Genomic DNA, 26,477 nt, shown 5'->3' on the forward strand with positions numbered 1-26,477 from the left:
CCCTACTTCCACTTTAGCCTCAAGGGAAACACTTGATGCCTATTTGTCAACGCGCTCGCTGGATCGTCCCTGTGGCGTTTCACGGCGCTTTTGCGGGCTTCGGCCGGTAACCGGCGGGGCCGGAAACTGGAGACACCAGCATGCAGAACCCGCCGCGGATCACCGCCAACGGCAACCTGGGACCCATCAACGCCGCACTGGTACCCCGGTATGCCGGCCCGGCGACCTACGCCCGGCTGCCCCGGCTGGATGAGGTGGCGCGTGCCGATGTGGCAGTGGTGGGCGTGCCCTTCGATACCGGCGTCTCGTTCCGTCCCGGCGCCCGTTTCGGCGCCAACCATGTCCGCGAGGCCTCCCGGCTGCTCCGGCCCTACAACCCGGCGCAGGACACCTCTCCGTTCGAGAACCTGCAGGTGGCCGACGCCGGCGACATGGCAGTGAACCCCTTCAACATCAACGAAGCCATCGAAACCATCCAGGCCAACGCACTGGACCTGACCGAGGGCGGCACCAAGCTGCTCACCCTCGGCGGGGACCACACCATCGCGCTGCCGCTGCTGCGTGCAGCCTCCGAGCGTGCCGGACAGCCCGTGGCCATGCTCCACTTTGATGCCCACCTGGATACCTGGGACAGCTACTTCGGCGCCGAATACACCCACGGCACCCCGTTCCGTCGGGCGGTGGAGGAAGGGATCCTGGATACCGAGGCCATCTCCCACGTCGGTACCCGCGGTCCGCTCTACGGGAAGCGCGACCTGGAGGATGACCGGCGCTTCGGCTTCGGCATCGTCACCTCCTCGGATGTCTTCCGCCAGGGCGTGGACGAGGTGGTCGCGAAGCTCCGGGACCGGATCGGCAACCGGCCGCTGTATATCTCGGTCGATATCGACGTCCTGGACCCGGCCCACGCCCCCGGAACCGGCACCCCCGAGGCCGGCGGCATGACCAGCCGCGAACTGCTGGAAATCCTGCGCGGCATGCGGGGCCTGAACCTGGTGGGGGCCGACGTCGTCGAGGTCGCCCCGGCCTACGACCACGCGGACATTACCGCCGTCGCCGCCTCCCACGTCGCCTACGATCTCATCACCCTGATGGGGTTGGGGGAGTGAGCGTCCCCGTGGAGCAGGACGGGCATGCCGCCGGAACGCCGGTACACAATGTCCGGGATGAGGAAACGGTTACGGCGGTCATGCCCGAGGCCGGAAGCGCCGTGCGCAACGGCGGGGACCTGGTGGTTGAAACGCTGTCCGCCCTCGGTGCCACCACTGTCTTCGGCATCCCCGGGCAGCATGCCCTCGGCCTCTTTGATGCCCTGACCCGCTCGGACCTGCGGTTTGTGTCCTCCCGGGTGGAAAACAACTCGGCTTTTGCCGCCGACGGCTTCTCCCGCGCCACCGGCCAGGTGGGCGTGCTCTTCCTCTCCACCGGTCCCGGCGCGCTCACCGCCCTCTCCGGGCTGCAGGAGGCCTATGCCACGGGCGTGCCGATGGTGGTGGTTGCCAGCCAGATCCCGATCGAGGGGCTCGGCGCACGCCGCCGCGGCATGCTGCACCAGCTTGATGACCAGAAGGCTTCGGCGGCGAACGTCACCAAGAGCCAGCGGCTGATCCAGCATGCCTCCGGTATTCCGTCCGCGATCCAGGACGCCTGGACCGAGGCCATCTCATCCCCCATGGGGCCGGTCTGGCTGGAAATACCGCAGAATGTCCTGCTGAATCCGGTCATGGTCCCAGCGGTCGAAGATGCGCTGGCCGAGCCGTTCGACAATCCGCCCCGTACCGAGCTGGTGAAGGAAGCCGTCCGCTGGCTCTCCGCCGCCAAGCGGCCGGCCATTATTGCCGGCGGCGGCACCCGCCGCGGCCGCGGCGAGGCCGATCTGCTGGCCCTGGCCGAAAAGCTGCGCGCTCCAGTGATCTGCACGCCCGGCGGCAACGGTGCCTTCCCCTGGAACCACGAGCTCTCCCTGCAGGCCTGGATCGAGGACCGGTACACCACCGAGGTGCTCGAGGACGCCGATGTGCTGCTGGTGATCGGATCCTCGCTCGGTGAGGTCACCTCCAATTACTTCACCCTGGCGCCGCGCGGAAAGATCATCCAGATCGACGCCGAGCCGCGGGTGCTCGAATCCAACCAGCCGGCCCTGGGCATCCGCGCCGATGCCGGGCAGGCGTTGTCCGCCCTGGACGCTGCGCTGGGGCAGGCCCTGGCTGACGCCGTGCGTGAAGGTTCCCCCCGCCAGCCTTCGGACTGGCACGGGCAGGCTCCGGAGCAGGTCGTCGCGCAGACGCTGCAGAAGGTCTCGGCGCGGCTGGACAGCCAGGACCTGGACATGGAGCGGCAGTTCATGGCCGATATCCGCGCTGCAGTCCCCGCGGGCATGCAGACGTACTGGGACATGACCATTTCCGCCTACTGGGCCTGGAGCTGCTGGGATGCAAAATCCGGGCAGTTCCATTCCGCCCAGGGCGCCGGCGGCCTTGGCTACGGCTATCCCGGCGCCATTGGCGGGGCAGTGGGCCTGGGGGAGCGGGTACTGGCGGTTTCCGGCGACGGATCAGCCATGTACTCCATCGCCGAACTGGCCACCGCCCGCCAGCATGACCTTCCGGTCACCTGGCTGATTGTCGACGACGGCGGTTACGGCATCCTCCGCGAATACATGGTGGAGGCCTTCGGCAAGGCCACTGCCACCGAGCTCGCCGGACCGGATTTCGTGAAGCTGGCCGAGTCCTTCGGCGTTCCGGCGCGCCGCACTGCGCCCGACGGCGTGCGGCAGGCCTTGGTGGAATCCCTGGCGGCCGAGGGTCCCAACGTGGTTGTGGTCGAGGCCCGGATCGGCCTGTTCGCGCCGACCCATCTGGCACCCTGAGGGTCCGTTACCACTGCCGGCTTGATTGTCCCGAAGGGGCATGACCTCCACACTGAGCGCCATCTGCGCGTCGAACGTTGAGGTCATGCCCCTTCGCTGCGTCCAGTGTCGGGGCCGTGCCGTTTCTGCGCATCCAGTGTCGGGGCCGTGCCGTTGTCGGGGCGGCCAAGCGGCGTGATCTCTACTCTCGACGGCGGCGTCGGGCGTGATCTCCACACTCGACCCGGGCATCGATCCGTCCGCACAACTTCTCCGGGACAGTTAGTTGACTGAGGCAAATAAGAGTCTTATTGTTGCCTGAGGCAAACAACCAACCGGTTTCAGACAGGTGTTCCGTGGCAGTAAACCAGCAGACCGCTGAAGAATTGATCGACCTCGTATTCCGGCTGCAGCGGGAGCTGCGCTGCGTCGCCCAGCGCAGCAGCGACCCGCGCGGGCCGGGCACGGCGCTGCAGGCAGTCATGCGCATGATCGGCGAAGAGACCGAGCTGCGCGCTACCGAACTGGCAGCCAAGCTGGGCATCGGCGCAGCCGGACTGAGCCGGCACATCTCTGAGCTGGTCGAGCTCGGTTACGTCCTGCGCCGGCCCCATCCCGATGACGGCCGCGCCTACCTGATCAGTCTCACTCCGGCCGGAGCCCAGGCCGTTGCAGAAGAAATGCAGCGCCGCTCCACGTTGCTGAAGCAGATGCTGGGGGACTGGACCGAGGACGAAGCCGCCGCCGCCAGCCACTCCCTGGGCAAGCTCACCGAAACGCTGTACCACTCAATCCGCGCTATGAAGCCGGGCACCACTCAGATGCCCATCCCGGCAGGAGACCATAACTAAGTGACAGAACTTCAACGGGCTAACAGCCCAAAGACCTCCGGAAAAAAGACGGTCGCCCGCCGGAACGGCAAGCCGGCCCGCCCGGATCACATCCCCGGCGAGATGAGCCACCGCCAGATCCTGCAGGCCCTGACCGGCCTGCTCGCCGCGCTGTTCACGGCCATGCTGAGCACCACCATCGTGGCCAACGCGCTGCCCACCATCATGGCCGACCTGCACGGCACGCAGACCGACTTCGCCTGGGTGGTGACCGCGGCACTGTTGGCCAACGCAGTCTCCACTCCCATTTGGGGCAAGCTCGCAGACCTGTTCAGCAAGAAACTCCTGGTCCAGCTGAGCATCATCGTCTTCGTGCTCGGCTCCGTGCTGGCCGGCCTGGCGGAGAACATGCCGGTGCTGCTCACCGCACGCGTGATCCAGGGCCTGGGCATGGGCGGACTGACCGCCCTGGTCCAGGCCGTCATCGGCTCCATCATTCCGCCGCGTGAACGCGGCCGGTACTCCGGCTACATGGGTGCGGTGATGGCCGTGGCCACCGCCGGCGGCCCGCTGCTGGGCGGCTTCATCGTGGACAGCCCGCTGGGCTGGCGCTGGACCTTCTTCCTCTGCGTGCCCCTGGCCGTGGTGGCGCTGTTCCTGCTCCAGGTCACCCTGCGCCTGCCGCACACCCGCCGCAAGGTCAGCATCGACTGGCTGGGCTCGATCCTGCTCACCGCCGGTGTTTCCCTGCTCCTGATCTGGGTCTCCTTTGCCGGCAAGGACGGCTACTACGACTGGCTGTCCTGGCAGACCGCCGCCATGGTCGGCACCAGCCTTGTCCTGCTGGCGCTGCTCGTCTTCGTGGAATCCAAAGTCAGCGAGCCCATCATTCCGCTGAAGATCATCCGCGAACGCACCACCGCCCTCTCCATCGTGGCCTCGGTAGCCGTTGGCATCGCCATGTTCGGGTCCACCACCTTCCTGGGCCAGTACTTCCAGATCGCCCGCGGATTCAGCCCCACCGAGGCCGGACTGCTGATGCTCCCGATGATCGCCGGGAACCTGATGGGATCCGTCGGCTCGGGACAGCTGATCAGCCGGTTCGGCAAATGGAAGCGGTTCCTCATCGCCGGCACCATCATGGTGATAGCCGGCACCGGCCTGGCGGGCAGCATGGACCACGAAACGGACATGCTCCTGGTCAGCCTCTACATCTTCGTGCTCGGCCTGGGCATGGGCCTGCTCATGCAGAACCTCGTCCTGGCGGTCCAGAACACGGTGAAGGTTTCCCAGGTCGGCTCGGCCAGCGCCTCGATCGCCTTCTTCCGCACCGTTGGCGGTGCCGTGGGCGTGTCGGTCCTGGGTGCCGTGATGTCCAGTTCCGTCAGCAGCCGTGCCGCCGACGGCCTGCGGGCCGCCAACATTCCGGTGTCCGACGGCGGAGCCGGGGATTCGCTGGACATCGGCAGCCTGCCGCCCGCCATCCAGGGAATTTTCCGGGCGGCCTACGGCGACGCGACGGCCACGATCTTCCAGATCTCGGCCGTGGTCTCCGTAGTAGCGCTGATCGCGGTGCTCTTTATCAAGGAGCAGGTGCTGCGCCGCACGCTCGATATCCAGCCCACGCCCCCAGCCCCAACCCCGGCGCAACCGGGCATGACCGGCGCATCCGAGCTGATGCACTCCGGCGCCGGGCCGACCGTTCCGGGCGAATCCCGGTCCGCGCCGGAGTCCGCAGGCAATGCCGGACCCACGAGCTCCGGCCGCACAGCCGACGGCGGGCCAACCGCCTAGTTCCTCACCGGCTAGTTCCGGCTCCGGCCAACCGGCTAGCTCCTGCACCGGCAGTCACTGCATGGTGAAGCGGCGCGCCACCAGATGCCCTGCGGCAGGGAGTCGGAACACCCGGGCCAGACCGGCGTTGCGCGCCGCCAGCACCGGTCCGGGCAGCGGCCGCCCCAGCGCCATGTTCAGCTGCGCCTGCCGGGACGCGACGACGGCGGCCCGGCGCCGGTCGCGGCCGAAGCCCGCCAAGAGCGCACCGACGTCGTTCCCGCGCAGCGACGCGGAGATGATCGGAGCCAGTGCAGCGGCATCGAGCCAGCCAAGGTTCATCCCCTGCCCGCCGATCGGACTCACCTCATGGGCGGCGTCGCCAATCAGCACCGTCCGCCCGTGCACGAGCTTCCGGGCCAGCCCGGTCCGCACCGAAAAAGCGCTGAGCATGGTGTTGGATTCGGGGTCGGGCCGGATACCGGTGCGGCTGGCGACGATCCGGGACAGGTCCGCGGCCGTGGCCCCGGCTTCCAGGGTGTCGGTATGCGCCACCCAGCGCCGGATGCCTCTCGGGAGGGGGAAGGACTCCACGATCCCGCCGGATTCCAGATAGAGCACTGCCACGGGACCGTCTCCGGTCTGATCCGCGAAGTCGCCCATGAGATAGGTATCGGGGAGGGTGCGGGTCCGGCAGGGCACGCCCAGCGCCGCCCGGAGTCCGGAGCGGGCGCCGTCCGCCGCCACGAGGATGCGGGCGGACACCGAAAAGTCCTGCGATTCGGGACCTGCCGTGCCACGGGTGCCGTCGGTGCCCGGAAGGAAGCTGCCGCGCAGGCGAACCCGGCCGGCGTCGTCGTGCACGCCCGTAACCTGGGCCCCGCGGACCAGGGCGTGCGGATCCAGGGCCCGCAGCCGGGTCTCGAGCAGCGCCTCGGTCCGTAGCTGCGGCAGCGTCAGCACGTAGGGGAAACGGGCGGAGGCAGCGGCGAAGTCGACGGCGGCCACCGGAGAGCCGCCGCTGCGGGCCTCGCCGCGGCGGATCTGCACCCCTTCACGGCTCATTGTCCCGGCCACTCCCGCGGCGGCAAGCGCTTCCAGTGCCGGCGGATGGATTCCGATCGCCCGGGAATGCTCCGACCGCGTCAGCCGCTGTTCCAAGACCTGCACGCTGATCCCGGCCTGCGCCAGCAGGACCGCCAGATAGATTCCCACCGGCCCGCCCCCCACAACCGCTACGTCGGTGGCAGGCCGGGGGACGACGGCGGTGCCGGCCTGGGGCTGCGCCGTCACGGCGGTGTCCCGTCGGGGACGTGCAGCAGCAGGTTCTGCCACGGCCGGTGCCGTAGACACTGCCACCCCGGCGGTGCCGCCGCTGCCAGTTCATCAGCCGTGTAGCTGCGCCGGATCGAGGTCAGGCCGTCCTGCCGGATGTAGCTGCCCGGGAAAAACGGCAGGGTACCGGCGGAAAACAGGCCATATCCCCACCGGCTGCGCTCAATATCGCTGTGCAGGCTCAGCCGGCCCGCCAACTGCTCGGAGTCCGCCAGCAGGGACCGGAACTGAGCATCGTCCAGGTGGTGCAGGACGTGGTTGGAGATCACCACGTCGTAGGTGCGGCCTTCGGTTACCAGCTCGCTGCTGAAAGCTCGGCGGAATTCCAGGCCGGGTACTGCCGGGCGCGAGGAGGCAAACGCGTGCGCCCGGTCATCCGGATCGATCCCCGTGACCTCGAGCCGAACACCGTCCCGGCGGGCCCAACGGGCCAGCATCCGGGGGACATCGCCGCCGCCGGAGCCGATGTCCAGCAGTGTGTTGATCCGTTCAGGCTCTAAGCGGGGACGCAGATAGCGGACGTAGTTGCGGCGCCATCCGGAGACCACCGTATTGATGAGCCAAAACTGCGCGTAGGTGCGGCGCAACTTTGCCGGGTCGCAGTCCGGCCGGTCCATTTCCTCCACGGCGTCCGGGTCGCGCTCCGCCAGGGACCGCAGCACGGGTGGGGTCAGCCGCCGGGCCAGCGGGCCCTGGCGCAGGGTGCCCACGGAGGAGCCGGTACTCACACGCCGGCCGGAGCGGGAGCCGGCTGGCGTCCAGCGTCCGCCTGCTCACCCGAGGCCTGCGCCGCATCGGCCTGGTTCGCCGCACCGGCTGCCGGGACGGCGTCAACCGGCCCGCCGACGCGGGTAAACAAGCCGGTCTCCACCGTCAGGCCGGGCCCAAATGCCATGGAGCAGATACGTTCGTTGCCGCCGCGGAACGGCTGGTCCAGGATGTGCTTGAGCACAAACAGCACCGTGGCGCTGGACATGTTGCCCCAGTTCCGCAGGGTGTCGCGGGCCGGAACCAGCTGCTCGGGTGTCAGCTCCAGCTTGGCCTCGACTTTGTCCAGGATGCTGCGCCCGCCCGGATGGATGGCCCAGTGCTCGATGTCGCGGTACGGCTGGCTGGCGACGGCGGGCTCGTTGGCGAGCAACGGTTCCAGGGCGCCCACAATGTGCTCGTCGATGATGTGGGGAACGTAGGTCCCCAGCACCATTTCGAACCCCTCGTCGCCAATATTCCAGGCCATTGATTCCTCGCCAACCGGGGTCAGGATGGTTTCGAAATGATCCAGCTGGATGCCGGGGGAGTTGCCCGGCAGGTCTCGTGCGGTGATGACGGCCGCAGCGGCGCCGTCGGCGAACAGCGAGGAACCCATGATGGTGTCCGGGTTGTTGGAGGTGCGCACGTGCAGGGAGCACAGTTCGGCGCTGACCACGAGTACCACTGCCTCCGGGTCGGCCTCGCAGAAGGACTTCGCAGCCCGCATCGCCGGGAACGCCGCGTAACAGCCCATGAAGCCAAGGTGGAACCGCTGCACCGATGGGTTCAGGCCGAGGGCGCGGACCACTTTGTAGTCCGGTCCGGGATTGAAAAAACCGGTGCAGGACACCGTGATCACGTGCGTGATGTCGGAGGGGCTGATTCCCTCGCAGGCATCAACCGCCTTTTGGGCTGATTCGATAAAGAGTTTGGTGGCTTCCACGGCGAAGATGTCGTTGCGGACCTTGGTACTGGGGCTGAGCAGGTTGCCGGATGTGGGGTCGAAGAATAGGGGGTTGTCGGTCCGGTAGGAGAGGGAGAGCTCTGCCAGGGCAGTTCGCCGGGTATCAATGGCTGCCGAGTCAAAACAAGTCCGGACGAGCCGTTGTCCCAGCCTGGTGAGGCCGGGTTGGGCGGAGAAGACCTCGCGTGCCTCGGTTTGTACCAGCACGGTAGGCGGGACAGAGATTTCCAGGGATCTGAGGGTAACCGTCATGGTTCATTCTTAGGGGAATGTTCTGCCGGGCACAACGGTGGTGGTTGGAGGATGCCAGACGGTCTGCCGGACCGCACGCGGGGCCGGGTCGAGGAATACCACCGCTGGCAAAGCAGGAACACCAGCACCAGCTCCACTGCGCCGCCCGCGTAGTACAGCACCATGGCTCCGGCCTCGCCCGAGGACGCCGGCACGCCGTGCGGCGGGGCGGCGTAGAGCGACTTGGCCAGGATGTTGTGGGCCGCGCCCGCCGCAACCAGCACTGCCGCCCGGAACCGGAATCCGGCCCGGTGCGGCATCGGATCACGCCCCACCAGCACTGCCATGTAGAGGTAGCCGGCCGCCGCCAGATGGAACGTGACCAGCCAGTGCGCGGGCGCCGATTCCTGCATGGCGCCGAACACCCCGGTCCGGAACATCACGAACATGCCTCCCACATTGAGCACTGCCGCGGTGACCGGGAACGCCGCCAGGCGCAGCAGCCGGCTGCGCAGCACACCGGACAGCCGCCTGGCCGGCACCACGTCCAGCGTGCGCAGCGCCAGGGACACCGGCCGCGAGAGCACCAGCAGCAGCGGGCCCAGCATCCCGGCCAAGACGTGGCTGACGCCCAGCGCCGTGAAGTTCTCGTGGCTGAGGGCCGCCAGCGGATTCAGGACGGTGGCCAGGATCGCCGCGACGCCGGCGGTGAACAGCAGCGCCCGGTGCGGCGGCCAGTTCCGGGAGCGGGCGGACAGGGCGCCGGCCCAATAGGCCACGACGGCGGCTGTGGCGGGTATCAGGAACAGCAGTTCCGCACTGAACCCGGCGTGCTGCTGGCCGTGCACGGCTAGACCCCGGCTGATCCGGCTGATCCGGCCGTTGCGTGCCGGGTCCGGTACAGCAGGGCCGCGCCGGCAAGGATCATCAGGGCAGCGCTCGCATTCCAGATCAGGTCATAGGGCAGCAGCGGAACGTTGTAGCGGATCTGGTGCAGGCCCATCAGCTTGTGCTGCACCGTGCCGTCGTACAGCTGGAACGCGCCGGTGCCCAGCAGTACGGCGCCGGCCCAGCGGGCGGGCAGCAGGGCAGCCCGGCGTCGCAGGTCGGCGAAGAGAAAAAGTCCGGCCACCACGGCGAACCAGCCAAAGGCGTGGAACAACCCGTCGGAAAAGAGCCCGACGGCGGTGGTGGACTTGTCGTAAAAGTGGTGCCACTGCAGCAACTGGTGGAAAACCACTTCATCCACGAAGGAGGCAATCCCGATTCCGACAAGGATTCCGGAGAGGACGTTGCGGCGCCTCGGACGGACTGGGGCTCTGCTGGACGTGCTCATCCAGCGAAGATAGCACCGCCGCTACCGCCTGCGCACGGCGAGGGCGGTGGCGGGCACCGGGGCGGGTGGGCCACGATGGGTGCCATGTGGATGGGAATCATCGAGTTCGACCTGCTGCTCGGCGACGTGCACTCCCTCAAGGGCAAGCGGTCGGTGGTCCGCCCGATCGTGGCGGAGGTGCGCCGCAAGTTCGAGGTGTCAGCGGCCGAAACGGGGCAACTGGATCTTCACCGGCGGGCGGAGATCGGCGTCGGCCTGGTATCTGCGACAGGCGGGCATATTACCGAGGTGCTCGACGCCGTCGAACGTCTGGTGGCGGCCCGGCCGGAAGTGGAACTGCTCAGCGCCCGCCGCCGCATCTTCAACGCCGACGACTGGTGAGCTGGCCCGGGGCGTCCGCCGTCGACGTCGTCCCGGCCGCTGGAAGCCGCAGGAGCAGGAGGCCGGCGGCCAGGCTCCACAGGGTGAGGGTGTCAAAGGCGAGGCGCTCGGCAGCGCCCAGGCCAAGTCCCAGCGTCGGGCCCCCGGCTACGCCGCTGAGGAAGAGCGTAAAGCCGGCCACGGAAACCGCTACGCCTGCGAGGGAAACCACGGCGATCCCGGAGAAGCGGGCGCTGCCCCGGACCGCAAGCAGCAAAAGGATCATTCCGGCCCACTGGAAGAAGGGCTGTACCAGGGCAACCACTTCATGGGCAGCCGGGTAGAGATCCCAGGGGAGCAGGCCGACGAGCGCCACCAGGACTCCGCCAACCACCAGCAGGGCCATCGCCCACTGCCCCTGGCGGAGTTTCGGCCAGACCGAGAACAGCAAGACCGCTCCGGCTCCGGTCAGCAGGCCGTTGGCGACGGTCGAGGCGTTCGCAGCCAGGTGCCACGGCGAACAGATGGCCCGTTCCACGTCGGTCCCGACGTTATAGGTTCCGCAGGCGGTGACCCCGAGATCACTGATCAGGTTCGCGGACCAGGAATAGGTCTGCGGCCATTGCAGGGCTGCCAGGATCTGCGGCACGATCGTCACGGCACACAGAACCCAGCACAGGGCCCCCCACCTGGTTCTTGTCATCCGCCGAGTTTACAAGCGGCAGGCCGAATCGCCGGGATGCCACGGACCCCGCAGACCGGGAACTTAACGGTCAACGGTGCGGATGTCCCGGGAACGCAGGACACCCTGCACGATCAGCAGCGCCGTGGCGGACGTGAGACCCACCGTCAGGAGTGATTGAGCGATGTAGCCGAGATTCCGCAGCTGCGTTGTCAGCGGCGGTAGGTCAGGGCCCAGATACTCACCGGTGGGCGAGTAGTTAGAGCCCGAGTAGGACGTCTGGGTTGCGGCCTCAAAAGCGCCCCCGATCCACAGCAGGCCGATCCCGATCATCAAGGCACTGAGCACCCAGGCAGCCCGGAACGACTTGTTCAGCTTCGGTCTGGAGGCGGCAGGACCGGTGGCGACGTCGTCCTCCTCCAGGATGCGGTCAGGTCCATGACTGGCCGTGCCGACTTCACGGATCTGCACATGCTCGTTCCAACGGTCACGGGGCGCACTTCGATTGGTATCCATGACGGGCAGACTAGCCTGCGGCCGGACATCCGGCATGGGTGACGCGCCGACTGATAAGAGCCCGGCCGCAGCACGGGTGGCCCGGAGGCTCCTGGTCGGTTACTGTCTGCCGCATGCCCCGCATCATCAGTACGGAGGCTCGTTCCGTTCAATGGAGAACAGGAGAAAATACGTGGCTGAATACGATGTCATCGTGGTGGGGTCAGGAGCTTCCGGCGGTCCGCTTGCCGCCCGGCTGTCCGAGGATCCGGCCCTGCGGGTGTTGCTCGTGGAAGCGGGCCCTGCGCCGGCCACCCAGGATGGCTTCCCCGAAGACCTGCTGGACGCGGCACTCATGACCGGATCGATGCCGGGGCACCCCAACAACTGGGGGTTCACCGCGCACCTCACCCCTCAGCTGCCCTATTCGGTGGCCCGCGGCAAAATCCTCGGAGGGTCGACGGCGCTCAACGGCACCTATTACATCCGCGGCCGGAAACAGGACTTCGATACCTATGCGGAGCTGGGCAATGCCGAATGGTCCTACGAAAAGGTCCTTCCGTACTTTGAACGCCTCGAACATGACCTCACCTTCGAAGGCCAGCAGGGCCATATGGGCAAGGGACCGGTGCCGATCTCCCGCGTTTCCCCGGCCGAGCAGACCACCTACACGAAGGCCTTCAACGCCGCCTGCCAGGAGCTGGGGTTCTCCTGGGAGGAGGACAAAAACGGCACCGAACCCCCCGGCGTCGGGCTGCTGCCGATGAACGCCGTCAACGGGGTTCGCATGAACACCGGCCTCACCTACATCAACCCTGCGCGCGGGCGCAGCAACTTCGATGTCTGGGGTGACACCCTGGCCCTGCGGGTTGTCCTGGACGGCACCTCGGTGACCGGCCTGGAGGTGAGCCGGAACGGTGCCGTGGAGACGGTTGGTGCGAAGGAGATCGTCATTTCCGCCGGCGCCTTCAAATCGCCGCATCTGCTGGCCCTCTCCGGGATTGGACCGCGGGCCGAGCTGACAGCGGCAGGCATTCCCGTCGTCGTCGATCTGCCGGGCGTGGGCAAGGAATTCAGCGACCATCCGGACATTTCCTTCAACTGGGTGCCGAAGCGCCGGCTGGATGACGCCAATTCGCGTTACGCCTTCCAAACCGTGCTGAACTTCAACTCGCAGGGATCGAAGTACGACGGCGATCTCGAGATCCTGCCGATGATGCGGACCATGATGGCGATGATGGGCATGGAACAGGGCAGCCGCGCCAAGTCCGTGTGGGACATCGCCCGCCGTCCGGTCGCGTTCCTGAAATCGATGAAGGGCGTCTCGATCAAGCGCTTCGCACAACAGCTGCAGCGCAGCAATGACCTGGCCATGGCCATCGCCGTCCAGCAGGCCGAATCGCGGGGAAACGTGACCACCGTATCGGCCGATCCGTTGGTGCAGCCGGTCATCGAGTACAACTATCTCAGCGACGAGCGCGACGTCGTGCGCATGCGCGAGGTTGTCCGGATGACGGTGAAGCTGCTGCACAGCCAGGCGTTTAAGCCGTACTTCAAGAAGACCACCGAAATTGACGAGGCTACGCTCAACGACAACGCGAAACTGGACGCCTGGATGAAGTCGCACCTCGCCACTGCCATCCATGCCGCCGGCACCTGCAAGATGGGCAACAACCCGGCTGCCGGACACGTTGTAGACCAGTTTGGCTGCGTCCACGGCGTGACCGGCCTGCGGGTCGCCGATACGTCCATCCTGCCGTTCGCTCCGTCCCGCGGGCCGGCAGCCACCGCGATGCTGATCGGGGAACGGATTGCCGGGTTCATGACAAAGGACAACCTGTGATCCTGGATCCGGCGCCCGGGCTGAAGAGCTACGCCGAGGGCAGCACGGTTTCCAAGCGCTAGGCTGAGCCGGAGATCAGCTGCGCGGCGCGGCCACCGGTCGGAGGCTGCGCCCGCTTCGTCAATGGGGGAACCATGAGCCACAGTGCCGCGCGTCCGGGAATTACACCACCGGCAGCAACACCGCCGAACGAAAAGCCCCGCGACGGGCGGCAGGCCGCCGTGTCCGGGCCGAAACAAGCCCTGCGGGGGGTGGGTCTTGGAATCCTTGCCGGCATCATTGGGCTGGGTCCGTGGGTGGTGACCGGGATGCAGTTGCCGCTGCAGAACCTGTGGGCGGACATGACGCTGCCGGAGGACATGCCACGGGCCGCCCTGCCGCTGAGTCAGTATCTGGGGATCACCCTGGTGGCCTTGCTGGTGACAGGCGGGCTTATCGCCGGGCTGGCCGTGCGGTGGTGGGCGCCGGCCCGGCAGGGCCATGCGCTGCTCTGCGCGGCGGCAGGCCTGCTGCTGGTCCAGATGGCGGCCACGGTGCAGTCCTTCGGCGTGTTGGAGACCGGGCTGGGCGCAGGAAGCCTGAGCCAGCTCTATCTGGGTGGGCTGTTGGCCGGGGTGCTGGCCTCCATCGCCGTCGCCCTGTTGGTGGTGGTCTTGGTCGGTTCTCGGAAACCGGCGCTGGTCACCCTGGGTATTTCCGGGGCAGCAGTCCCGGCGGGAATCTGGCTGCTGGAGTGGGCGAATGCACCCTTCAGCATCAACGGTCTGCCCCCGGCGCTGTACCTCATCGATAACTGGTTTCCAGCCCTCCTGATTGGCGCGGCCCTGGCCTGGTGCGGGGCAGGCACGGCCGGCCGTGCCGCGGTGTGGGTGGCCAGCCTCGGAATCCTCTGGCTGCTGCCGCCCCTGTTTGACGGTGTCTCCTATGCGCTGGGCAGCCGTGTGTTGCGTGGCGACCTGGCCCAGATGCTGCAGGCCGCATCGGACGCCTTCGCGCTCAGCATCGGCGGGCGCGAGGTCTGGCTCCCGGTGCTGGCGGCCGTCGTGATCGGCGTCGTGGGCGCGCTTGTCCTGCAGCGTGCACCGGGCAGGGGAGCCGCCGAGGCGAACCACAGCCAGGACCGGAAAGGCCTTGCCTGAGCTGTCGATAATCGATAGATTGTCACTGTTGTTCAATGGATCGCGGTTTCATCCATACCTCGTTGTTCTCATCCAGGTGTTCCCATCAAGGAGAGTGTCATGGGCAAGCTGACGATCCTGGCCCTGCGCATCGTGCTGGCCGTGGTGTTCGCGGGCACGCTGTTCCTTGAGGCCGTTATGGTCCCGCTGCTGGCCGCGGACCTGACCGAAGCCGGCCCCGGCGGTGACGCCGTCCTCGTCCCGGTCATCGTCCTGGTGGTCCTGGGCATCATCGCGGCGCAGGTGATCCTGGTCTGCGTGTGGCGCCTGGTCACCATGGCGCGGCGGGGGACGGTGTTTTCGACGGCGGCCTTCCGGTATGTGGACATCGTGATCGGCGCGGTGGCTGCCGGAGCCGTGCTCCTGTTCGCCCTCGGCGCCGTCCTTGCCCCGGGTGAAGGCGTTGCCCCGGGAATCGTCCTGCTGATCGGCGGCCTTGGCGTGGCCATCGCTGGAGTGGCCCTGATCGTGCTGGTGCTGAGGGCGCTGCTGGTGCAGGCCGTTGCCCGCGACGCCGAGGCTGCCCATCTGCGCACCGAACTGGACGAGGTGATCTGATGCCGATCATCGTGGACATCGACGTCATGCTGGCCAAGCGGAAGATCCCGGTGGGGGTGCTGGCCGAGCGCGTCGGCATTACCCCCGCCAACCTGGCCGTCCTCAAGAACGGCCGGGCCAAGGCCGTCCGCTTCACCACCCTCGCCGCGCTCTGCGAAGCCCTGGACTGCCAGCCCGGTGACCTGCTGCGCTGGGAGCCCGGCGAGGAAGCCGCGGACGGGATTGCCGACGACGGCGACCGCTCGCTGCGGCGCTGAATGGGTCGGGGCTGCGTGTCATGAGCCGGCACTGAACGGGTCGAAGCTGAGGGAGCCGGCATTGAACGGGGCGAAGCACCCCGGCGGGATTTGACCGTTTCCACCCGGCGTAGGGAACAATTGCCCGGGTGACTCCTTCCCCGTCCCAGCCCGTGAAATCCCAGCCCGCGAAATCCCAGCCCGCGTCCCCGGCCCCGAAGTCCTCGCCCGGCCAGGCCACCGACCGCATCTGTGCCCAGATTGCCGCCGAACTCGGCGTGGCCCCCTGGCAGGTGCGCGCCGCCGTCGACCTGTTGGATGGCGGGTCCACCGTGCCGTTCATTGCCCGGTACCGCAAGGAAGCAACCGGCACCCTGGATGACACCCAGCTGCGCGAACTCGATGAGAGGCTGCGTTACCTGCGCGAACTCGAAGACCGTCGCCAAACGGTTCGTGACGGGATTGACGCCCAGGGCAAGCTGACCCCTGAGCTGCGGGCTGCCATCGAGGCAGCGGAGACCAAGTCCCGGCTCGAGGACATCTACCTGCCGTACAAGAGCAAGCGGCGCACCAAGGCCCAGATTGCCCGCGAGGCCGGCCTGGAGCCGCTCGCCGAATCGCTGCTGGCCAACCCCACACTGGATCCGGAACGGACAGCGGGCGGTTACCTGAACGACGCCGTTCCCGACGCCGTCGAGGCGCTCGCCGGTGCGCGGGCCATCCTGATCGAACGCGCTGGCCAGGATGCTGACCTGCTCACCGCACAGCGCGAACGGCTGTGGAAGCAGGGCCGGATGCGCTCGCAGGTCAAGAAGGGAAAGGAAGCCGAAGGGCAGAAGTTCGCCGACTACTTCGCCTTCGCCCAGTCGCCCTCGGGCCTGCCCTCGCACCGGGTCCTGGCGCTGCTGCGCGGCGAAAAGGAAGGCATCCTGGACCTGGATCTGGCCGAAGCCGATCCGGCGGACGCCGATGCCCTGGCCCAAGCGCGGCAGAAGTACGAGCGGGCGGTGGCGGCCAGCCTGGGCATCGCCGACCGCGGACGGCCGGCCGATGCCTGGCTGCTGCAGACCGCGCAGCTGGCCTGGCGCCGGATCCTGGCCAAGCTCTCCCTTGACCTGCGGGTGCGCCTGTTCACGCAGGCGGAAACCGAAGCGGTGCGGGTCTTTGCCGCGAACCTGCGCGATGTCCTGCTCGCCGCGCCGGCCGGCAACCGCCCCACGCTCGGCCTGGACCCGGGACTGCGCACCGGGGTCAAGGTGGCGGTGGTGGACGGCACCGGACAATCGGTGGCCACGGACACCATCTATCCGCATGCCCCGGCCCGCAAGTGGGACGAGGCCCTCTCCCGGCTGGCCGCCCTGGTGCAACGCCACGGCGTGGAACTGATTGCCATCGGCAACGGCACCGCCTCACGGGAAACCGACAAGCTGGCCACGGAACTGATCCGGCTGCTGCCGCAGGCCAACCTGCAGAAACTGGTGGTCTCCGAAGCCGGGGCCTCGGTGTACTCCGCCTCAGCCCTGGCCTCGGCGGAACTCCCGGGCATGGACGTTTCACTGCGCGGAGCCGTCTCCATCGCCCGCCGGCTGCAGGATCCGCTGGCCGAACTGGTGAAGATCGATCCCAAATCGATCGGGGTGGGGCAATACCAGCACGACGTCGGTGCAGCCAAGCTGGAACGCTCACTGAATGCGGTGATCGAGGACTGCGTGACCGCGGTTGGCGTGGACGTAAACACCGCCTCTCCGGCGCTGCTGACCCGGGTTGCCGGCGTCGGGCCGCTGCTGAGCGAGAACATTGTGGCCTACCGCAACGAAAACGGGCCCTTCGCCCGCCGCGCGGACCTGAAGAAGGTCCCCAGGCTCGGGGCCAAGGCCTTTGAACAGTGCGCGGGTTTCCTGCGGGTCACCGCAGGGTCCGAGCCGTTGGACGCTTCAAGCGTGCACCCGGAGTCCTACGGTCTGGCCCGCCGCATCCTGACGGCAGCCGGCGCCCGGATGAGCCCAGCCGGCGCGGATCTGGACAACCTGGACCCGTCAGCCTTCGTGGATGAATCGGTGGGCCTGCCCACGATCCTGGACGTGGTGGCCGAAATGCGCAAACCCGGCCGCGACCCCCGTCCGGCCTTCCGTACCGCTACCTTTTCCGACGGCGTCGAAAAGATCAGCGACCTGCGCCCGGGTATGGTCCTGGACGGCGTCGTCACCAACGTGGCGGCATTCGGAGCCTTCGTGGATGTGGGCGTCCACCAGGACGGGCTGGTCCACATCTCGGCAATGTCCAATACCTTCGTCGCCGACCCGCACGACGTCGTGAAGTCCGGACAGGTGGTCAAGGTCAAGGTCATCGACGCGGATCCGGAGCGCAAACGCATCTCGCTGACGCTTCGCTTGGACGATGACGCCGCCCCCGGGGCGGAAAAGGCCCGCCCCGCCCGCCCATCCGGCACCGCGGGCTCATCCGGCTCGGCCACCCGGGGCGGGCAGCGCCCGCAACAGGACCGCGCCAGGGACAACCGGGAGCGCGGGAAAGCCGGTTCGCCTGCTCCGGCCGCCAACCGTCGTCGTGCGTCTGCTCCGGTTCCGGCCAAGAGGCCGGCTGAGGGACCGATGGCCGAAGCCCTGCGCCGGGCGGGACTGGCTTAGCGTTTAGGCACTAGCCGTCGGCTGACTCCGGCGCATCGAGGGCATCCTTGTCGTCGTCGCCGGCGGGAACCGTTCCGCCGGGCGAAGTGCCCTGGGCTTCGCGGATGTTGCCGGGCTTGCCTGCTGCATCCCCCGGCCGGCCGGGAGTACGCGGTTCGCCGGTGGGTTCGGGCGCAGGAGCGCTGGGGCCCAGTGGATCGTCCTCGGGATTGGCGGGGCCGGTGGGTTCAGTTGTCATGGAATGTCCCTTTCTGGTCGGGGGCTGGGTCTGGGGTTTGGTGGGATCTGGGGTGTGGGGCCTGGGATTGGGGTCTAGAGTCTGTCGGTTGCTGTTCCGCTACTGTTCGGCCTGCGGGGCCGGGCGGCTGGCCAATCGCCCGATGAGCGATTGGTCCAGCTTGTCCAGCAGGTCGCGGGGACCATCGAAAATCTCCTCTGCACCGGCGTCGCGCAGCTCCGCTTCGCTGGTACCGCCGCAGAGCAGGCCGATGGTCGGGATGCCCAGCTCGGCAGCGGCCTTGACGTCCCACACCGAATCGCCGACAAAAACCGTGTCCTCTGCCGTCAGGGAGGAGGAATCCAGGGCCGAGGCCAAAATGTCGGGGGAGGGCTTGGACTCCTCGGCGTCAGCGGAACTGGTTGCCGCGGCAATGGCGGAGTCGGCGTCGATTACGCCGCGCATCACCTTCAGTTCCGATTCCGAGGCGGAGGAAGCCAGCACTACGGTCAGGTCCTTGTCGGCGCAGGCCAGCAACAGGTCCCGGGCGCCGTCGAAGGACCTCAGCGACGGCCACCAGGCGGAGAAGATCGCTCCATGGGTGTCGTCGAGTTCTGCGTCCTGGTCCTTGTCCCGGTCCTCTCCCAGCAAATGCCCCACCAGCTTGTCGCCGCCCATCCCGATGGCCCGGTGCACCTCGGACATCGGCACGTCGTGGTCCATCCGCCGGAACGCCTGCCACCAGGCAACGGTGTGCAGGTAGTTGGAGTCCACCAGCGTCCCGTCCACGTCAAAAAGGATGCCCCGCGCGCCGGTGCTGTTTCCTGTCATGTGAGTGCCTCCGTCGAGTGCCTGGTGCCTGATTCTGCTGAGGGTTCCGAGTCTACTTCGCCGGCCCCGGAGGCCCCAGGAACGAGGTGAGCTGGTCTTCCAACACGGACCGGTCCTTGAGTTCACACTCCCAAACCGTCAGGGCCTCCCACCCGGCGGAGGCAAGGGCCTGCAGGGCTGCGGCATCACGGACGGTGGTGCGTCGGCGCTTCTCGGCCCAGAACTCGCTGTTGGTGGCCGGCGCACGCTGGCCGGCGCGGCAGCTGTGCGCGTGCCAGAAGCAGCCGTTCACAAAGATCACCTTGCGCCGGCCGGCAAAGACCAGGTCCGGTTTCCCCGGCAGACGGGTGCCGCGGGCTGCGCCGTGCAGCCGGAAACGGTACCCCGCGGCATGGAGAAGCCGGCGGATCAACAGCTCCGGCTTGGTGTTCTTTCCCCGGATCCGGGCCATATTGGCGCTGCGCTGTGCAGCGGAAATGGTATCGGCCATGATGCCAGTCTAGGCAGCAATCCCTGGCCGCCGGCGGCTGGCGAAGGGCCCGGAAACGCCGCCCACCCCTAGCCAGGACAAGCGGCAACGGCCTACGTTGGCTAACAGAGACGAACGCGCTAAGGGGTTGCCGCATGGCTTCGATTCGAATTCTCGGTACCGGCGGAACCATCGCGTCCCACACCGCCGGTGCCGGGGGACTGGTGGCCACCGAGCATGTCGCAGATCTGATCGCAGCCCTCTCCCGGCGGCACACGGTCACGGTCCAGGACCTCATGATCACCGGCAGCTACCGGCTGCAGCTCTCCGACCTGCGGATGATCGCCCAAGCAGCACGGAATGCGGTTCTGGATCCCACAGTGGACGCCGTCGTCATTACGCACGGCACCGACACCATGGAAGAGACAGCCTTCCTGCTTGACCTGGTGCATGCCTCGCCCAAGCCGGTGGTATTCACCGGGGCCCAGCAGCCGGCGGACAGCCCGGCGGCGGATGGGCCAGGGAACCTCGCGGACGCCGTCGCCGCTGCCGCTTCCCCCGAGCTGCAGGGCAGCGGCGTGCTGGTGTCCTTTGCCGGCAAGGTCCGCTCTGCCCGCGGCCTGCACCGTTTCAGCACCACCGCCGCGGACCCTTTTGCCGGCGGCACGGAGGTGGCGCACTTTATCGGCAACAACCTGCACGTGACGGCCCTGCCTATTCGTCCGGCACCGCTGGCGATGCCCACCGAAGAGTTTGACAGCATGCGGGTGGAGATTATTGTCTGCGCTGCCGGCACCGACACCGCACTTTTCTCCCATGCCGTCCATGCCGGGGCCGACGCCGTGATCCTGGCCGGCACGGGCGTGGGCAACGCCGGGCCGGGTTTCACCGAAGTTATCCAGGACGCCGTGCGGGCCGGATGCCCGGTGGTGTTGTGCACCCGGGTCCCGGAGGGTCCGGTGATACCCACCCATGGCAGCGGCGGCGGCCGTGACCTGGTCCAGGCCGGCGCCATCCCCGCCGGTGACTTGAAGCCGCCCCAGGCCCGGATTCTCGCAGCCCTGCTCACATCCCAACCGGCCACACCCGAGCAGCTCCTGCAGGCGCTGACTGCCGCATCGAGCCACAACGCCGGTACGCCGTGAGCGGTGGGTGGCGGGCAGCAATTCTTCAACAGGGCGGGTTCGGCAACCCCTAAGTGGGCTTACTATTAAGGGCACAGATATACCCCTTACAAGGAGGTAAGAGATGTCGGGCTACTTTAAGCTGGTCGACGCCCACGACGGCGCGTTCCGGATCAAGCTCATTTCCGGCGACGGAGCGCTCATGGCGGTATCGGCCATGTTTCCCACAAAGCAGGCTGCAGTAGCGGGCATTGAGCAGTTGCGGGAAATTGCCGGCACCGGCCCGGTGGTCGACCAAAGCCACGACGTCGATCTGCTGGGCGACGCCAGCAGGACACCGGCCGGTGCGAGCGGGACACCGGCCAGCGGCGACGGCGGCAGGGCACGGGCGTCCTGACCGGACCAGTCAACCGGGCAATCCAGGCGATCCAGCCAAAAAGGCCTTAGGTTCCAGACGGAACCTAAGGCCTTTTGGTCATTCCGGCGCCGACTCCGGCGCCGGGCTGGCGGCGCCAACTACTTCCCGGGCTCGTCACCTTCCGCAGCCTCCTGGGTGTGCTGGCGGTCCGTCGCCGGACTTTCCTCAGTATCTCCTTCGGACGGAGCCTCATTGTGGGTGCGGTTTTGGTCCTCGCCGGAAGCGGGGTTTTCCTTGTCACTCATGGTTTTCTCCAGTCGGTCGGGGCGGTCACCAGCTCTGTGGGGGAGAGCAACCCTTATCTCCCTAAGTCTAGGAAGGCGGGCCCGCCACAGAAAGAGGCAGGGACAGGGAGTGCTAGCCAGCGGCCAAGGGCACCGGTAGCGTGAGCCGGATGCAGCCAACCACAGACGCAGACGTCATTGTTGTAGGGGCCGGACTCGCAGGGTTGGTGGCCACCGCCGAACTCCTCGACGCCGGCCGTTCGGTCATTTTGGTGGAGCAGGAAGGCGAAGCCAGTCTTGGCGGGCAGGCCTGGTGGTCCTTTGGCGGGCTGTTCATGGTGAACACGCCCGAGCAGCGGCGCCTGCGGATCAAGGATTCAGTGGACCTGGCCTGGCAGGACTGGCAGGGCACGGCCGGCTTCGACCGGCCGGAGGACTTTTGGCCGCGCCGCTGGGCCGAGGCCTATGTGAACTTCGCTGCCGGGGAAAAGCGTGCCTGGCTGCACGGGATGGGGCACCGCATCTTTCCCGTGGTGGGCTGGGCCGAGCGCGGCGGCTACGGCGCCACCGGCCCCGGCAATTCCGTGCCGCGGTTCCACATCACCTGGGGCACAGGTCCCGGTGTCACGGCGCCCTTTGAAGCCAAGGTGCGCGACGGAGTCGCCCGCGGCCTGGTACGGCTGGCTTTCCGGCACCGGATGGAGGATCTGTTGGTCACCAACGGCGTGGTGACCGGGGTCCGCGGCAGCGTCCTGGAGCCGACGACGGCGGCCCGCGGCACCGTGACGACCCGCACCCCGGTGCGGGACTTCCAATTCTCGGCCGGCGCCGTCGTCGTCACCACCGGCGGGATCGGCGGCGACCACGCGCTGGTGCGGGCCGCCTGGCCGGAGCGGCTGGGCACTGCTCCGGAGAAAATGCTCAGCGGCGTGCCCGAACACGTGGACGGTTCCGGGATCGCTGCCAGCGCGGTGGCCGGCGGGCGGATCATCAATCCTGACCGTATGTGGCACTACGTGGAGGGAATCAAGAACTGGAATCCGGTGTGGGCCAACCACGGCATCCGGATCCTGCCCGGCCCGTCCTCCTTGTGGCTGGACGCCACCGGAAACCGGCTCCCGGTACCGCTGTTTCCCGGATTCGACACCCTGGGAACGCTCGAACACCTGCGCACCACCGGCCACGACTACAGCTGGTTTGTCCTGAACACGGCAATCATCCGCAAGGAGTTTGCGCTTTCGGGCTCCGAACAGAACCCCGACCTGACCGGCAAATCCGTGCGGGATGTACTGGGCCGGGCAACCTCCGGAGTTCCCGGCCCGGTGCAGGCCTTCCTGGACCATGGGGAGGACTTCATCTCCGCCGGAACCCTGGAGGAACTGGTGGCGGGGATGAACGAACTGGCCAAGACATCCAGCGAGGGCGCGGCGCCGGTCCTGTCCGCCGAGGCGGTGCGCCGCGAGGTCGAAGCGCGGGACCGCGAGATCGCCAACCCGTTCAGCAAGGACAGCCAGGTCACAGCCATCCGTGGGGCGCGCAGCTATCTGGGGGACCGGCTCATCCGGACCGCAGCGCCGCGCCCGATCCTGGCACCCAAGGACGGCCCGCTGATCGCCGTCCGGCTTTCCGTGCTCACCCGCAAGACTCTCGGCGGACTGGAAACCGACCTGGACTCGCGGGTCCTGGGGGCCGGCGGCGAGCCGGTTCCGGGTCTGTTTGCCGCCGGAGAGGCGGCAGGGTTCGGCGGCGGCGGCATGCATGGCTACCGGTCCCTGGAAGGCACCTTCCTGGGCGGCTGCCTGTTCAGCGGCCGGTCAGCCGGGCGGGCTGCCGGGCGGTAGCCATCATGCTCGCGGCAGCGGGACATAGCTGGCCCCGCCCTGGCCGACCCAGCCAAAGCTGTAACCCGTGCTGACCCCGGGATGGGGTTCCTGCCCGTGCGGCAGCCCGGGATCGTCAGAATCGCCGCCGCCGCCGGTGCCCAGCAGGCTGCGGGTCAGCGCCTCACCCTGGCCCATCAGCTCCTGCACTGCAGCGGCCAGATGCTCATCGGCCGGAGCCTGCCCGGCATCCACGGCACGCAGCACCGCACGCCGGACCAGTTCCCGGGCAAAGGACGCAGTGGCACCCACGGACTGCTCGGCGGCGGAGCCAAGCGCCGCAGCGGAGAACACCCCGGCCGGGGCATAGAGTTCCAGCAGCCGCAGCCGGTTCCCGGCGTCGGGCAGCGGGATTTCGACGGCGAGATCCACCCGGCCGGGCCGCTGCACCAGCGCCCGCTCCAGTGCCTCGGCCCGGTTGGTGGTCATCAGGAAGACGACGTCGGCGTCGGCATCCAGCCCGTCGAGGGCGTCGAGGACTTCGAACAGCAGCGGCTGCGGGCCGTGCCCCATGTTCCGGTCCTCAGCGACCAGATCGATATCCTCCAGGATCACCATGGAGGGCGCCATGGCACGCGCCAGCCGAGCTGCTTCCCCCACAGCATGCAGCGAGTTCCCGGCCAGGAGCACTGCCGTGGTGCCTTCGCTGGCGCTGAGCAGGTGCCGCACGGTGTGGGTCTTGCCGGTGCCGGGCGGGCCGTAGAGTAGGACGCCGCGCTTGAGGTGCTGTCCGTGCGAGAGCAGCACGTCCCGGTTCGCCGCAATGCCCAGGACGTGCCGGCCCACCCGGTCCAGCACTCCGTCCGGAAGGATCACCTCGCCGGCAGGCAATGAAGGGCGGGCCAGGAACGTGACACCGGCGCCCTGCTGGCCGTAGGGATCGAAGGCGAAGGACACCACCTGGCCACGCAGGATGCTGTTGGTGCGCAGATCCTCCTGAATCTCGGCAAGGAACCGCACGGCGGCCTCCCGCTCCCGGGCCAGGACGGCCACGTCCGGTCCCGAGCGTCCGTACTGAGGGTTGGCGGCGCGTTGCAGGACAGCCAGCGGGATGCCCTCATAGGTAAACAGCCGCAGTCCCAGAGCCACCACATCACGGCTGCGCTCGGGGCCGATCGCGAGGTTCAGGAAATCCGGCTGCCCGATACCCACCGGGCCGAATCCTTCCTGGACCAGGTCGGACAGGGACTGGTGCTGGCGCTGCTGTCCGCCGCCCACCCCGATAAGCCTGGCCCCGGGATCCCGTGCGGCGATGGTCTCCATCGCAATGTCCAGATCCGCAAAGCGGTGGACCGGGATGTCCTGCGACACGATCGGCACATCGGCTGCGGCCACACCAACGTGGGCAGTCAGTACATCAACGAGATGCTCGCGGCCGTCGTTTTCGGCCGTGTGCGTCCGAGCGAGTTCGATGGCGCGGTTGAAGTTGGCCAGGAATTCGCCCAGTTTTTCGTCCATGCGGCCAGAGCCTAGCAGCAGGCGGAAAGTGCAGGAATACAAAAAGGCGGGGCCTCCCTGTCCGGGAGGCACCGCCTTCAGATCAAACAGGATCAGCAGCTCGCGCTACTGGACCTGGCTGAACTTCCTGCTCAGCCGGTACTGCTTCATCTCGCTGAAGTACGCCGGTGCCGGCTTCAGGAACAGCGGCACGGTGGCGGCAACCATCAACAGGATTCCCCACCAACCCAGCAGGTTTGTTCCCGTTAGCAGGGTCAGCACGCTAAGCCCGGCGTAGACGGCGAGGACGATCCGGGCCCAGTTGTGGCCCTTCCGGATGAAGATCGCAACCAGCAGGGTGATGGCAAAGCAGATGATGCCCATAACCACCAGCACCATGGCGCCTGCTGCGATGGCGACGTCCAGATCGAGAGTGAAGCCGGCAGCTGCTGCATCAGCCTGCATGGCTGCCTTGTTCTCGTCTGAGGCCAGGAATGCGATCCCCGCCGGAACACTGATCACCGTCAGGACCAGGGTGATCATCAGCAGAACAAAAGACGAGTCCACCTGCTTCGGCCGCTTCGGCGGGACCGGAGCCGCGGCGGGTGCGCCCGGCATCTGGCCTCCGGCGTAGGAGTTGTAACTGTAGTTGTTGTCCTGCGGCGCTGGTGGCACCTGCGGTACTTGCTCGGACATGCTTCCCCCATAGAGCTCGTTGAGCCTGCGGCGTTTTCGCCGCCGTAGAAGACACCCTAACCGGTCCCGGTCCAGGAAGACTCTCCCCCCGCGGGGCGGGTGAGCAGCACTCTGTGGCGGGTGGGCAATGGAAAAGCGGTGCCTCTCCAAAGAAAGGCACCGCTTTTCGCGCAAAACAGCCAGCCGTTTAGCCCGCCAGGTCCAGCAGCGCCGAGTAGGAGGACTGCGCACCCGGAAGCGTGGCGGCCAGGGCACCGGCCCGGGCCGCAAAGGCAGCAGCTTCGGGCAACGAGGCACCCGCAGCCAGCCGGGCAGCCGTGGCTGCCGTGAAGGCATCCCCGCAGCCGGTGGTGTCCACTGCGGTGACCCGGGTGGGTGCCGCGGCAACCACCCGGTCGCTGCCGGAAGCAGTTCCATCCAGCACCACGGCGCCGTCACCGCCCAGGGTGATGATTGCCTTGGAGATCCCGAGGCCGGTGAGGGCGCTGAGGACCGCCTCCCAATCAGCAGCCGGGTCGGCCAGGCCGGTCACCTGCGCGGCTTCATGGGCATTGACCAGCAGGACGTCGGTCACGGCCAGCAGCGAGGCAGGAACCTCCCGGTACGGTGAGAGATTCAGCAGCACTGTCGCACCGGCGTCGTGCCCTGCCTGCGCAGCGGCGGACACCGCTTCCAGCGGGACCTCCAGACTCAGGCAGAGCACAGCGGCGTCGTCGAACAGATCGGCCGGGAGCTCTGCGCCGGTGACCGTGCCGTTGGCTCCGGGGGAGACGATGATCGTGTTCTCCCCGGCAGCATCGACCACGATCATGGCCGTTCCGGTCGCCGTGGCCGGCCGGCGCAGCACCCGGGAGGCGTCAACACCGGCCTCTGCCGCTGCCTTCAGCAGCAGATCTCCGTGGCCGTCAGCTCCAACGGCCCCGAACAGGCGCACATCCGCTCCGAGGATGGCTGCGGCGGCGGCCTGATTGGCGCTTTTCCCGCCCGGGACGATAACCAGTTCCGAGCCGTTGAGGGTCTCCCCGGGAGAGGGGAAACGATCGGTGCGGACGGTCAGGTCCGCATTGAGCGACCCTACAACTACGACTTTTCCGGCGGTCATGCTGGAGATTCTCCT

Annotated in this window: 27 protein-coding genes; 13 read left to right on the top strand and 14 right to left on the bottom strand. The window is 67.7% G+C overall.

Annotated features, from left to right (window positions below; all coding sequences use genetic code 11):
• Positions 1-140 precede the first annotated feature (140 nt).
• The 4 genes from speB to KKR91_RS03040 all read left to right on the top strand — a co-directional run bounded on the left by speB (position 141) and on the right by KKR91_RS03040 (position 5,472).
• Positions 141-1,109, top strand: a complete 969-nt coding sequence (gene speB / locus KKR91_RS03025) for an agmatinase (RefSeq protein ID WP_210231682.1) — start codon at positions 141-143, stop codon at positions 1,107-1,109.
• A gap of 80 nt (positions 1,110-1,189) precedes the next feature.
• Positions 1,190-2,869, top strand: a complete 1,680-nt coding sequence (locus tag KKR91_RS03030) for a thiamine pyrophosphate-binding protein (protein ID WP_210231713.1) — start codon at positions 1,190-1,192, stop codon at positions 2,867-2,869.
• Between the two features lie 335 nt (positions 2,870-3,204).
• Positions 3,205-3,699 (top strand): MarR family winged helix-turn-helix transcriptional regulator, encoded by a 495-nt coding sequence (locus KKR91_RS03035; protein ID WP_210231681.1) that lies wholly within the window; start codon positions 3,205-3,207, stop codon positions 3,697-3,699.
• Complete coding sequence (locus KKR91_RS03040) at positions 3,700-5,472, top strand: DHA2 family efflux MFS transporter permease subunit (protein ID WP_475558898.1); 1,773 nt, start codon at positions 3,700-3,702, stop codon at positions 5,470-5,472.
• A 54-nt stretch (positions 5,473-5,526) separates the two neighbouring features.
• Here KKR91_RS03040 and KKR91_RS03045 read toward each other — a convergent pair whose 3' ends face one another.
• Genes KKR91_RS03045 through KKR91_RS03065 form a run of 5 tightly spaced genes read right to left on the bottom strand, consistent with a single transcriptional unit; the run spans position 5,527 to position 10,067 of the window.
• On the bottom strand, positions 5,527-6,786 hold the full coding sequence (locus tag KKR91_RS03045) for an FAD-dependent oxidoreductase (protein WP_237687465.1): 1,260 nt from the start codon (positions 6,784-6,786) through the stop codon (positions 5,527-5,529).
• Positions 6,741-7,514 carry a class I SAM-dependent methyltransferase gene (locus KKR91_RS03050; RefSeq protein WP_420481416.1) on the bottom strand — a complete coding sequence of 258 codons (774 nt, stop codon included), beginning with the start codon at positions 7,512-7,514 and terminating at the stop codon, positions 6,741-6,743. Before KKR91_RS03050 ends, KKR91_RS03045 begins: the two co-directional genes overlap by 46 nt.
• Positions 7,511-8,752 (bottom strand): type III polyketide synthase, encoded by a 1,242-nt coding sequence (locus KKR91_RS03055; RefSeq protein ID WP_210231680.1) that lies wholly within the window; start codon positions 8,750-8,752, stop codon positions 7,511-7,513. The genes KKR91_RS03050 and KKR91_RS03055 overlap by 4 nt, the downstream gene beginning before the upstream one ends.
• Positions 8,749-9,579, bottom strand: a complete 831-nt coding sequence (locus KKR91_RS03060) for a cytochrome c oxidase assembly protein (RefSeq protein ID WP_210231679.1) — start codon at positions 9,577-9,579, stop codon at positions 8,749-8,751. Before KKR91_RS03060 ends, KKR91_RS03055 begins: the two co-directional genes overlap by 4 nt.
• Positions 9,580-9,581: 2 nt before the next feature.
• On the bottom strand, positions 9,582-10,067 hold the full coding sequence (locus KKR91_RS03065; protein ID WP_210231678.1) for a DUF2243 domain-containing protein: 486 nt from the start codon (positions 10,065-10,067) through the stop codon (positions 9,582-9,584).
• A gap of 84 nt (positions 10,068-10,151) precedes the next feature.
• Here KKR91_RS03065 and KKR91_RS03070 point away from each other — a divergent pair, with 84 nt between their 5' ends.
• Positions 10,152-10,448 (top strand): DUF503 domain-containing protein, encoded by a 297-nt coding sequence (locus tag KKR91_RS03070; protein ID WP_210231677.1) that lies wholly within the window; start codon positions 10,152-10,154, stop codon positions 10,446-10,448.
• Here KKR91_RS03070 and KKR91_RS03075 read toward each other — a convergent pair.
• Positions 10,429-11,130, bottom strand: a complete 702-nt coding sequence (locus KKR91_RS03075; protein WP_210231676.1) for a DUF998 domain-containing protein — start codon at positions 11,128-11,130, stop codon at positions 10,429-10,431. The two genes, KKR91_RS03070 and KKR91_RS03075, sit on opposite strands and share 20 nt — an antisense overlap.
• A 63-nt stretch (positions 11,131-11,193) precedes the next feature.
• Positions 11,194-11,625, bottom strand: a complete 432-nt coding sequence (locus tag KKR91_RS03080) for a hypothetical protein (protein WP_210231675.1) — start codon at positions 11,623-11,625, stop codon at positions 11,194-11,196.
• Positions 11,626-11,797: 172 nt separating this feature from the next.
• Here KKR91_RS03080 and KKR91_RS03085 point away from each other — a divergent pair, with 172 nt between their 5' ends.
• From KKR91_RS03085 to KKR91_RS03105, 5 genes are all read left to right on the top strand, one after another.
• Positions 11,798-13,447 carry a GMC family oxidoreductase gene (locus tag KKR91_RS03085; protein WP_210231674.1) on the top strand — a complete coding sequence of 550 codons (1,650 nt, stop codon included), beginning with the start codon at positions 11,798-11,800 and terminating at the stop codon, positions 13,445-13,447.
• A 251-nt stretch (positions 13,448-13,698) separates the two neighbouring features.
• Positions 13,699-14,586: a hypothetical protein gene (locus tag KKR91_RS03090; RefSeq protein WP_210231673.1), complete on the top strand. Its 888-nt coding sequence runs from the start codon at positions 13,699-13,701 to the stop codon at positions 14,584-14,586.
• Between the two features lie 99 nt (positions 14,587-14,685).
• Positions 14,686-15,183: a DUF2975 domain-containing protein gene (locus KKR91_RS03095; protein ID WP_210231672.1), complete on the top strand. Its 498-nt coding sequence runs from the start codon at positions 14,686-14,688 to the stop codon at positions 15,181-15,183.
• Positions 15,183-15,440 (top strand): helix-turn-helix domain-containing protein, encoded by a 258-nt coding sequence (locus tag KKR91_RS03100; protein ID WP_210231671.1) that lies wholly within the window; start codon positions 15,183-15,185, stop codon positions 15,438-15,440. The genes KKR91_RS03095 and KKR91_RS03100 overlap by 1 nt, the downstream gene beginning before the upstream one ends.
• 227 nt (positions 15,441-15,667) lie before the next feature.
• Positions 15,668-18,064: a Tex family protein gene (locus KKR91_RS03105; protein ID WP_237687571.1), complete on the top strand. Its 2,397-nt coding sequence runs from the start codon at positions 15,668-15,670 to the stop codon at positions 18,062-18,064.
• A 10-nt stretch (positions 18,065-18,074) separates the two neighbouring features.
• Here KKR91_RS03105 and KKR91_RS03110 read toward each other — a convergent pair whose 3' ends face one another.
• The 3 genes from KKR91_RS03110 to KKR91_RS03120 all read right to left on the bottom strand — a co-directional run bounded on the left by KKR91_RS03110 (position 18,075) and on the right by KKR91_RS03120 (position 19,602).
• Positions 18,075-18,302, bottom strand: coding sequence for a hypothetical protein (locus tag KKR91_RS03110; protein ID WP_210231669.1), 228 nt, complete (start codon positions 18,300-18,302; stop codon positions 18,075-18,077).
• A 99-nt stretch (positions 18,303-18,401) separates the two neighbouring features.
• Positions 18,402-19,112 carry an HAD family hydrolase gene (locus tag KKR91_RS03115; protein WP_210231668.1) on the bottom strand — a complete coding sequence of 237 codons (711 nt, stop codon included), beginning with the start codon at positions 19,110-19,112 and terminating at the stop codon, positions 18,402-18,404.
• Between the two features lie 52 nt (positions 19,113-19,164).
• Positions 19,165-19,602: a very short patch repair endonuclease gene (locus KKR91_RS03120; RefSeq protein ID WP_210231667.1), complete on the bottom strand. Its 438-nt coding sequence runs from the start codon at positions 19,600-19,602 to the stop codon at positions 19,165-19,167.
• Between the two features lie 134 nt (positions 19,603-19,736).
• Here KKR91_RS03120 and KKR91_RS03125 point away from each other — a divergent pair, with 134 nt between their 5' ends.
• Positions 19,737-20,726 (top strand): asparaginase, encoded by a 990-nt coding sequence (locus KKR91_RS03125; RefSeq protein WP_210231666.1) that lies wholly within the window; start codon positions 19,737-19,739, stop codon positions 20,724-20,726.
• A gap of 103 nt (positions 20,727-20,829) precedes the next feature.
• A complete protein-coding gene (locus KKR91_RS03130) occupies positions 20,830-21,102 on the top strand; it encodes a YegP family protein (RefSeq protein ID WP_210231665.1) in 273 nt (90 codons plus the stop codon).
• Positions 21,103-21,221: 119 nt separating this feature from the next.
• On the opposite strand, the gene KKR91_RS03135 is transcribed toward KKR91_RS03130, so the two are convergent.
• Complete coding sequence (locus tag KKR91_RS03135) at positions 21,222-21,368, bottom strand: hypothetical protein (RefSeq protein WP_210231664.1); 147 nt, start codon at positions 21,366-21,368, stop codon at positions 21,222-21,224.
• A gap of 149 nt (positions 21,369-21,517) precedes the next feature.
• Here KKR91_RS03135 and KKR91_RS03140 point away from each other — a divergent pair, with 149 nt between their 5' ends.
• A complete protein-coding gene (locus tag KKR91_RS03140; protein ID WP_210231663.1) occupies positions 21,518-23,188 on the top strand; it encodes an FAD-binding dehydrogenase in 1,671 nt (556 codons plus the stop codon).
• A gap of 3 nt (positions 23,189-23,191) precedes the next feature.
• Here the strand turns inward: KKR91_RS03140 and KKR91_RS03145 are convergent, their stop codons facing one another.
• The 3 genes from KKR91_RS03145 to KKR91_RS03155 all read right to left on the bottom strand — a co-directional run bounded on the left by KKR91_RS03145 (position 23,192) and on the right by KKR91_RS03155 (position 26,462).
• Entirely contained in the window at positions 23,192-24,685 is a 1,494-nt protein-coding gene (locus tag KKR91_RS03145; protein ID WP_210231662.1) for an AAA family ATPase, read from the bottom strand.
• A gap of 105 nt (positions 24,686-24,790) precedes the next feature.
• On the bottom strand, positions 24,791-25,360 hold the full coding sequence (locus KKR91_RS03150; RefSeq protein ID WP_210231661.1) for a hypothetical protein: 570 nt from the start codon (positions 25,358-25,360) through the stop codon (positions 24,791-24,793).
• A 187-nt stretch (positions 25,361-25,547) separates the two neighbouring features.
• Positions 25,548-26,462, bottom strand: coding sequence for a ribokinase (locus tag KKR91_RS03155; protein WP_210231660.1), 915 nt, complete (start codon positions 26,460-26,462; stop codon positions 25,548-25,550).
• Positions 26,463-26,477: the final 15 nt, after the last annotated feature.

The organism is Arthrobacter jiangjiafuii, assembly GCF_018622995.1.
Taxonomy (GTDB): domain Bacteria; phylum Actinomycetota; class Actinomycetes; order Actinomycetales; family Micrococcaceae; genus Arthrobacter_B; species Arthrobacter_B jiangjiafuii.

Coding starts and splice junctions, on each gene's coding strand:
- KKR91_RS03095 (WP_210231672.1), top strand. CDS start 14,686: ATGGGCAAGCTGACGATCCTGGCCCTGCGCATCGTGCTGGCCGTGGTG.
- KKR91_RS03150 (WP_210231661.1), bottom strand. CDS start 25,360: ATGTCCGAGCAAGTACCGCAGGTGCCACCAGCGCCGCAGGACAACAAC.
- KKR91_RS03080 (WP_210231675.1), bottom strand. CDS start 11,625: ATGGATACCAATCGAAGTGCGCCCCGTGACCGTTGGAACGAGCATGTG.
- KKR91_RS03110 (WP_210231669.1), bottom strand. CDS start 18,302: ATGACAACTGAACCCACCGGCCCCGCCAATCCCGAGGACGATCCACTG.
- KKR91_RS03055 (WP_210231680.1), bottom strand. CDS start 8,752: ATGACGGTTACCCTCAGATCCCTGGAAATCTCTGTCCCGCCTACCGTG.
- KKR91_RS03140 (WP_210231663.1), top strand. CDS start 21,518: ATGCAGCCAACCACAGACGCAGACGTCATTGTTGTAGGGGCCGGACTC.
- speB (WP_210231682.1), top strand. CDS start 141: ATGCAGAACCCGCCGCGGATCACCGCCAACGGCAACCTGGGACCCATC.
- KKR91_RS03115 (WP_210231668.1), bottom strand. CDS start 19,112: ATGACAGGAAACAGCACCGGCGCGCGGGGCATCCTTTTTGACGTGGAC.
- KKR91_RS03135 (WP_210231664.1), bottom strand. CDS start 21,368: ATGAGTGACAAGGAAAACCCCGCTTCCGGCGAGGACCAAAACCGCACC.
- KKR91_RS03070 (WP_210231677.1), top strand. CDS start 10,152: ATGTGGATGGGAATCATCGAGTTCGACCTGCTGCTCGGCGACGTGCAC.
- KKR91_RS03145 (WP_210231662.1), bottom strand. CDS start 24,685: ATGGACGAAAAACTGGGCGAATTCCTGGCCAACTTCAACCGCGCCATC.
- KKR91_RS03155 (WP_210231660.1), bottom strand. CDS start 26,462: ATGACCGCCGGAAAAGTCGTAGTTGTAGGGTCGCTCAATGCGGACCTG.
- KKR91_RS03065 (WP_210231678.1), bottom strand. CDS start 10,067: ATGAGCACGTCCAGCAGAGCCCCAGTCCGTCCGAGGCGCCGCAACGTC.
- KKR91_RS03075 (WP_210231676.1), bottom strand. CDS start 11,130: ATGACAAGAACCAGGTGGGGGGCCCTGTGCTGGGTTCTGTGTGCCGTG.
- KKR91_RS03125 (WP_210231666.1), top strand. CDS start 19,737: ATGGCTTCGATTCGAATTCTCGGTACCGGCGGAACCATCGCGTCCCAC.
- KKR91_RS03120 (WP_210231667.1), bottom strand. CDS start 19,602: ATGGCCGATACCATTTCCGCTGCACAGCGCAGCGCCAATATGGCCCGG.
- KKR91_RS03130 (WP_210231665.1), top strand. CDS start 20,830: ATGTCGGGCTACTTTAAGCTGGTCGACGCCCACGACGGCGCGTTCCGG.
- KKR91_RS03030 (WP_210231713.1), top strand. CDS start 1,190: ATGCCCGAGGCCGGAAGCGCCGTGCGCAACGGCGGGGACCTGGTGGTT.
- KKR91_RS03100 (WP_210231671.1), top strand. CDS start 15,183: ATGCCGATCATCGTGGACATCGACGTCATGCTGGCCAAGCGGAAGATC.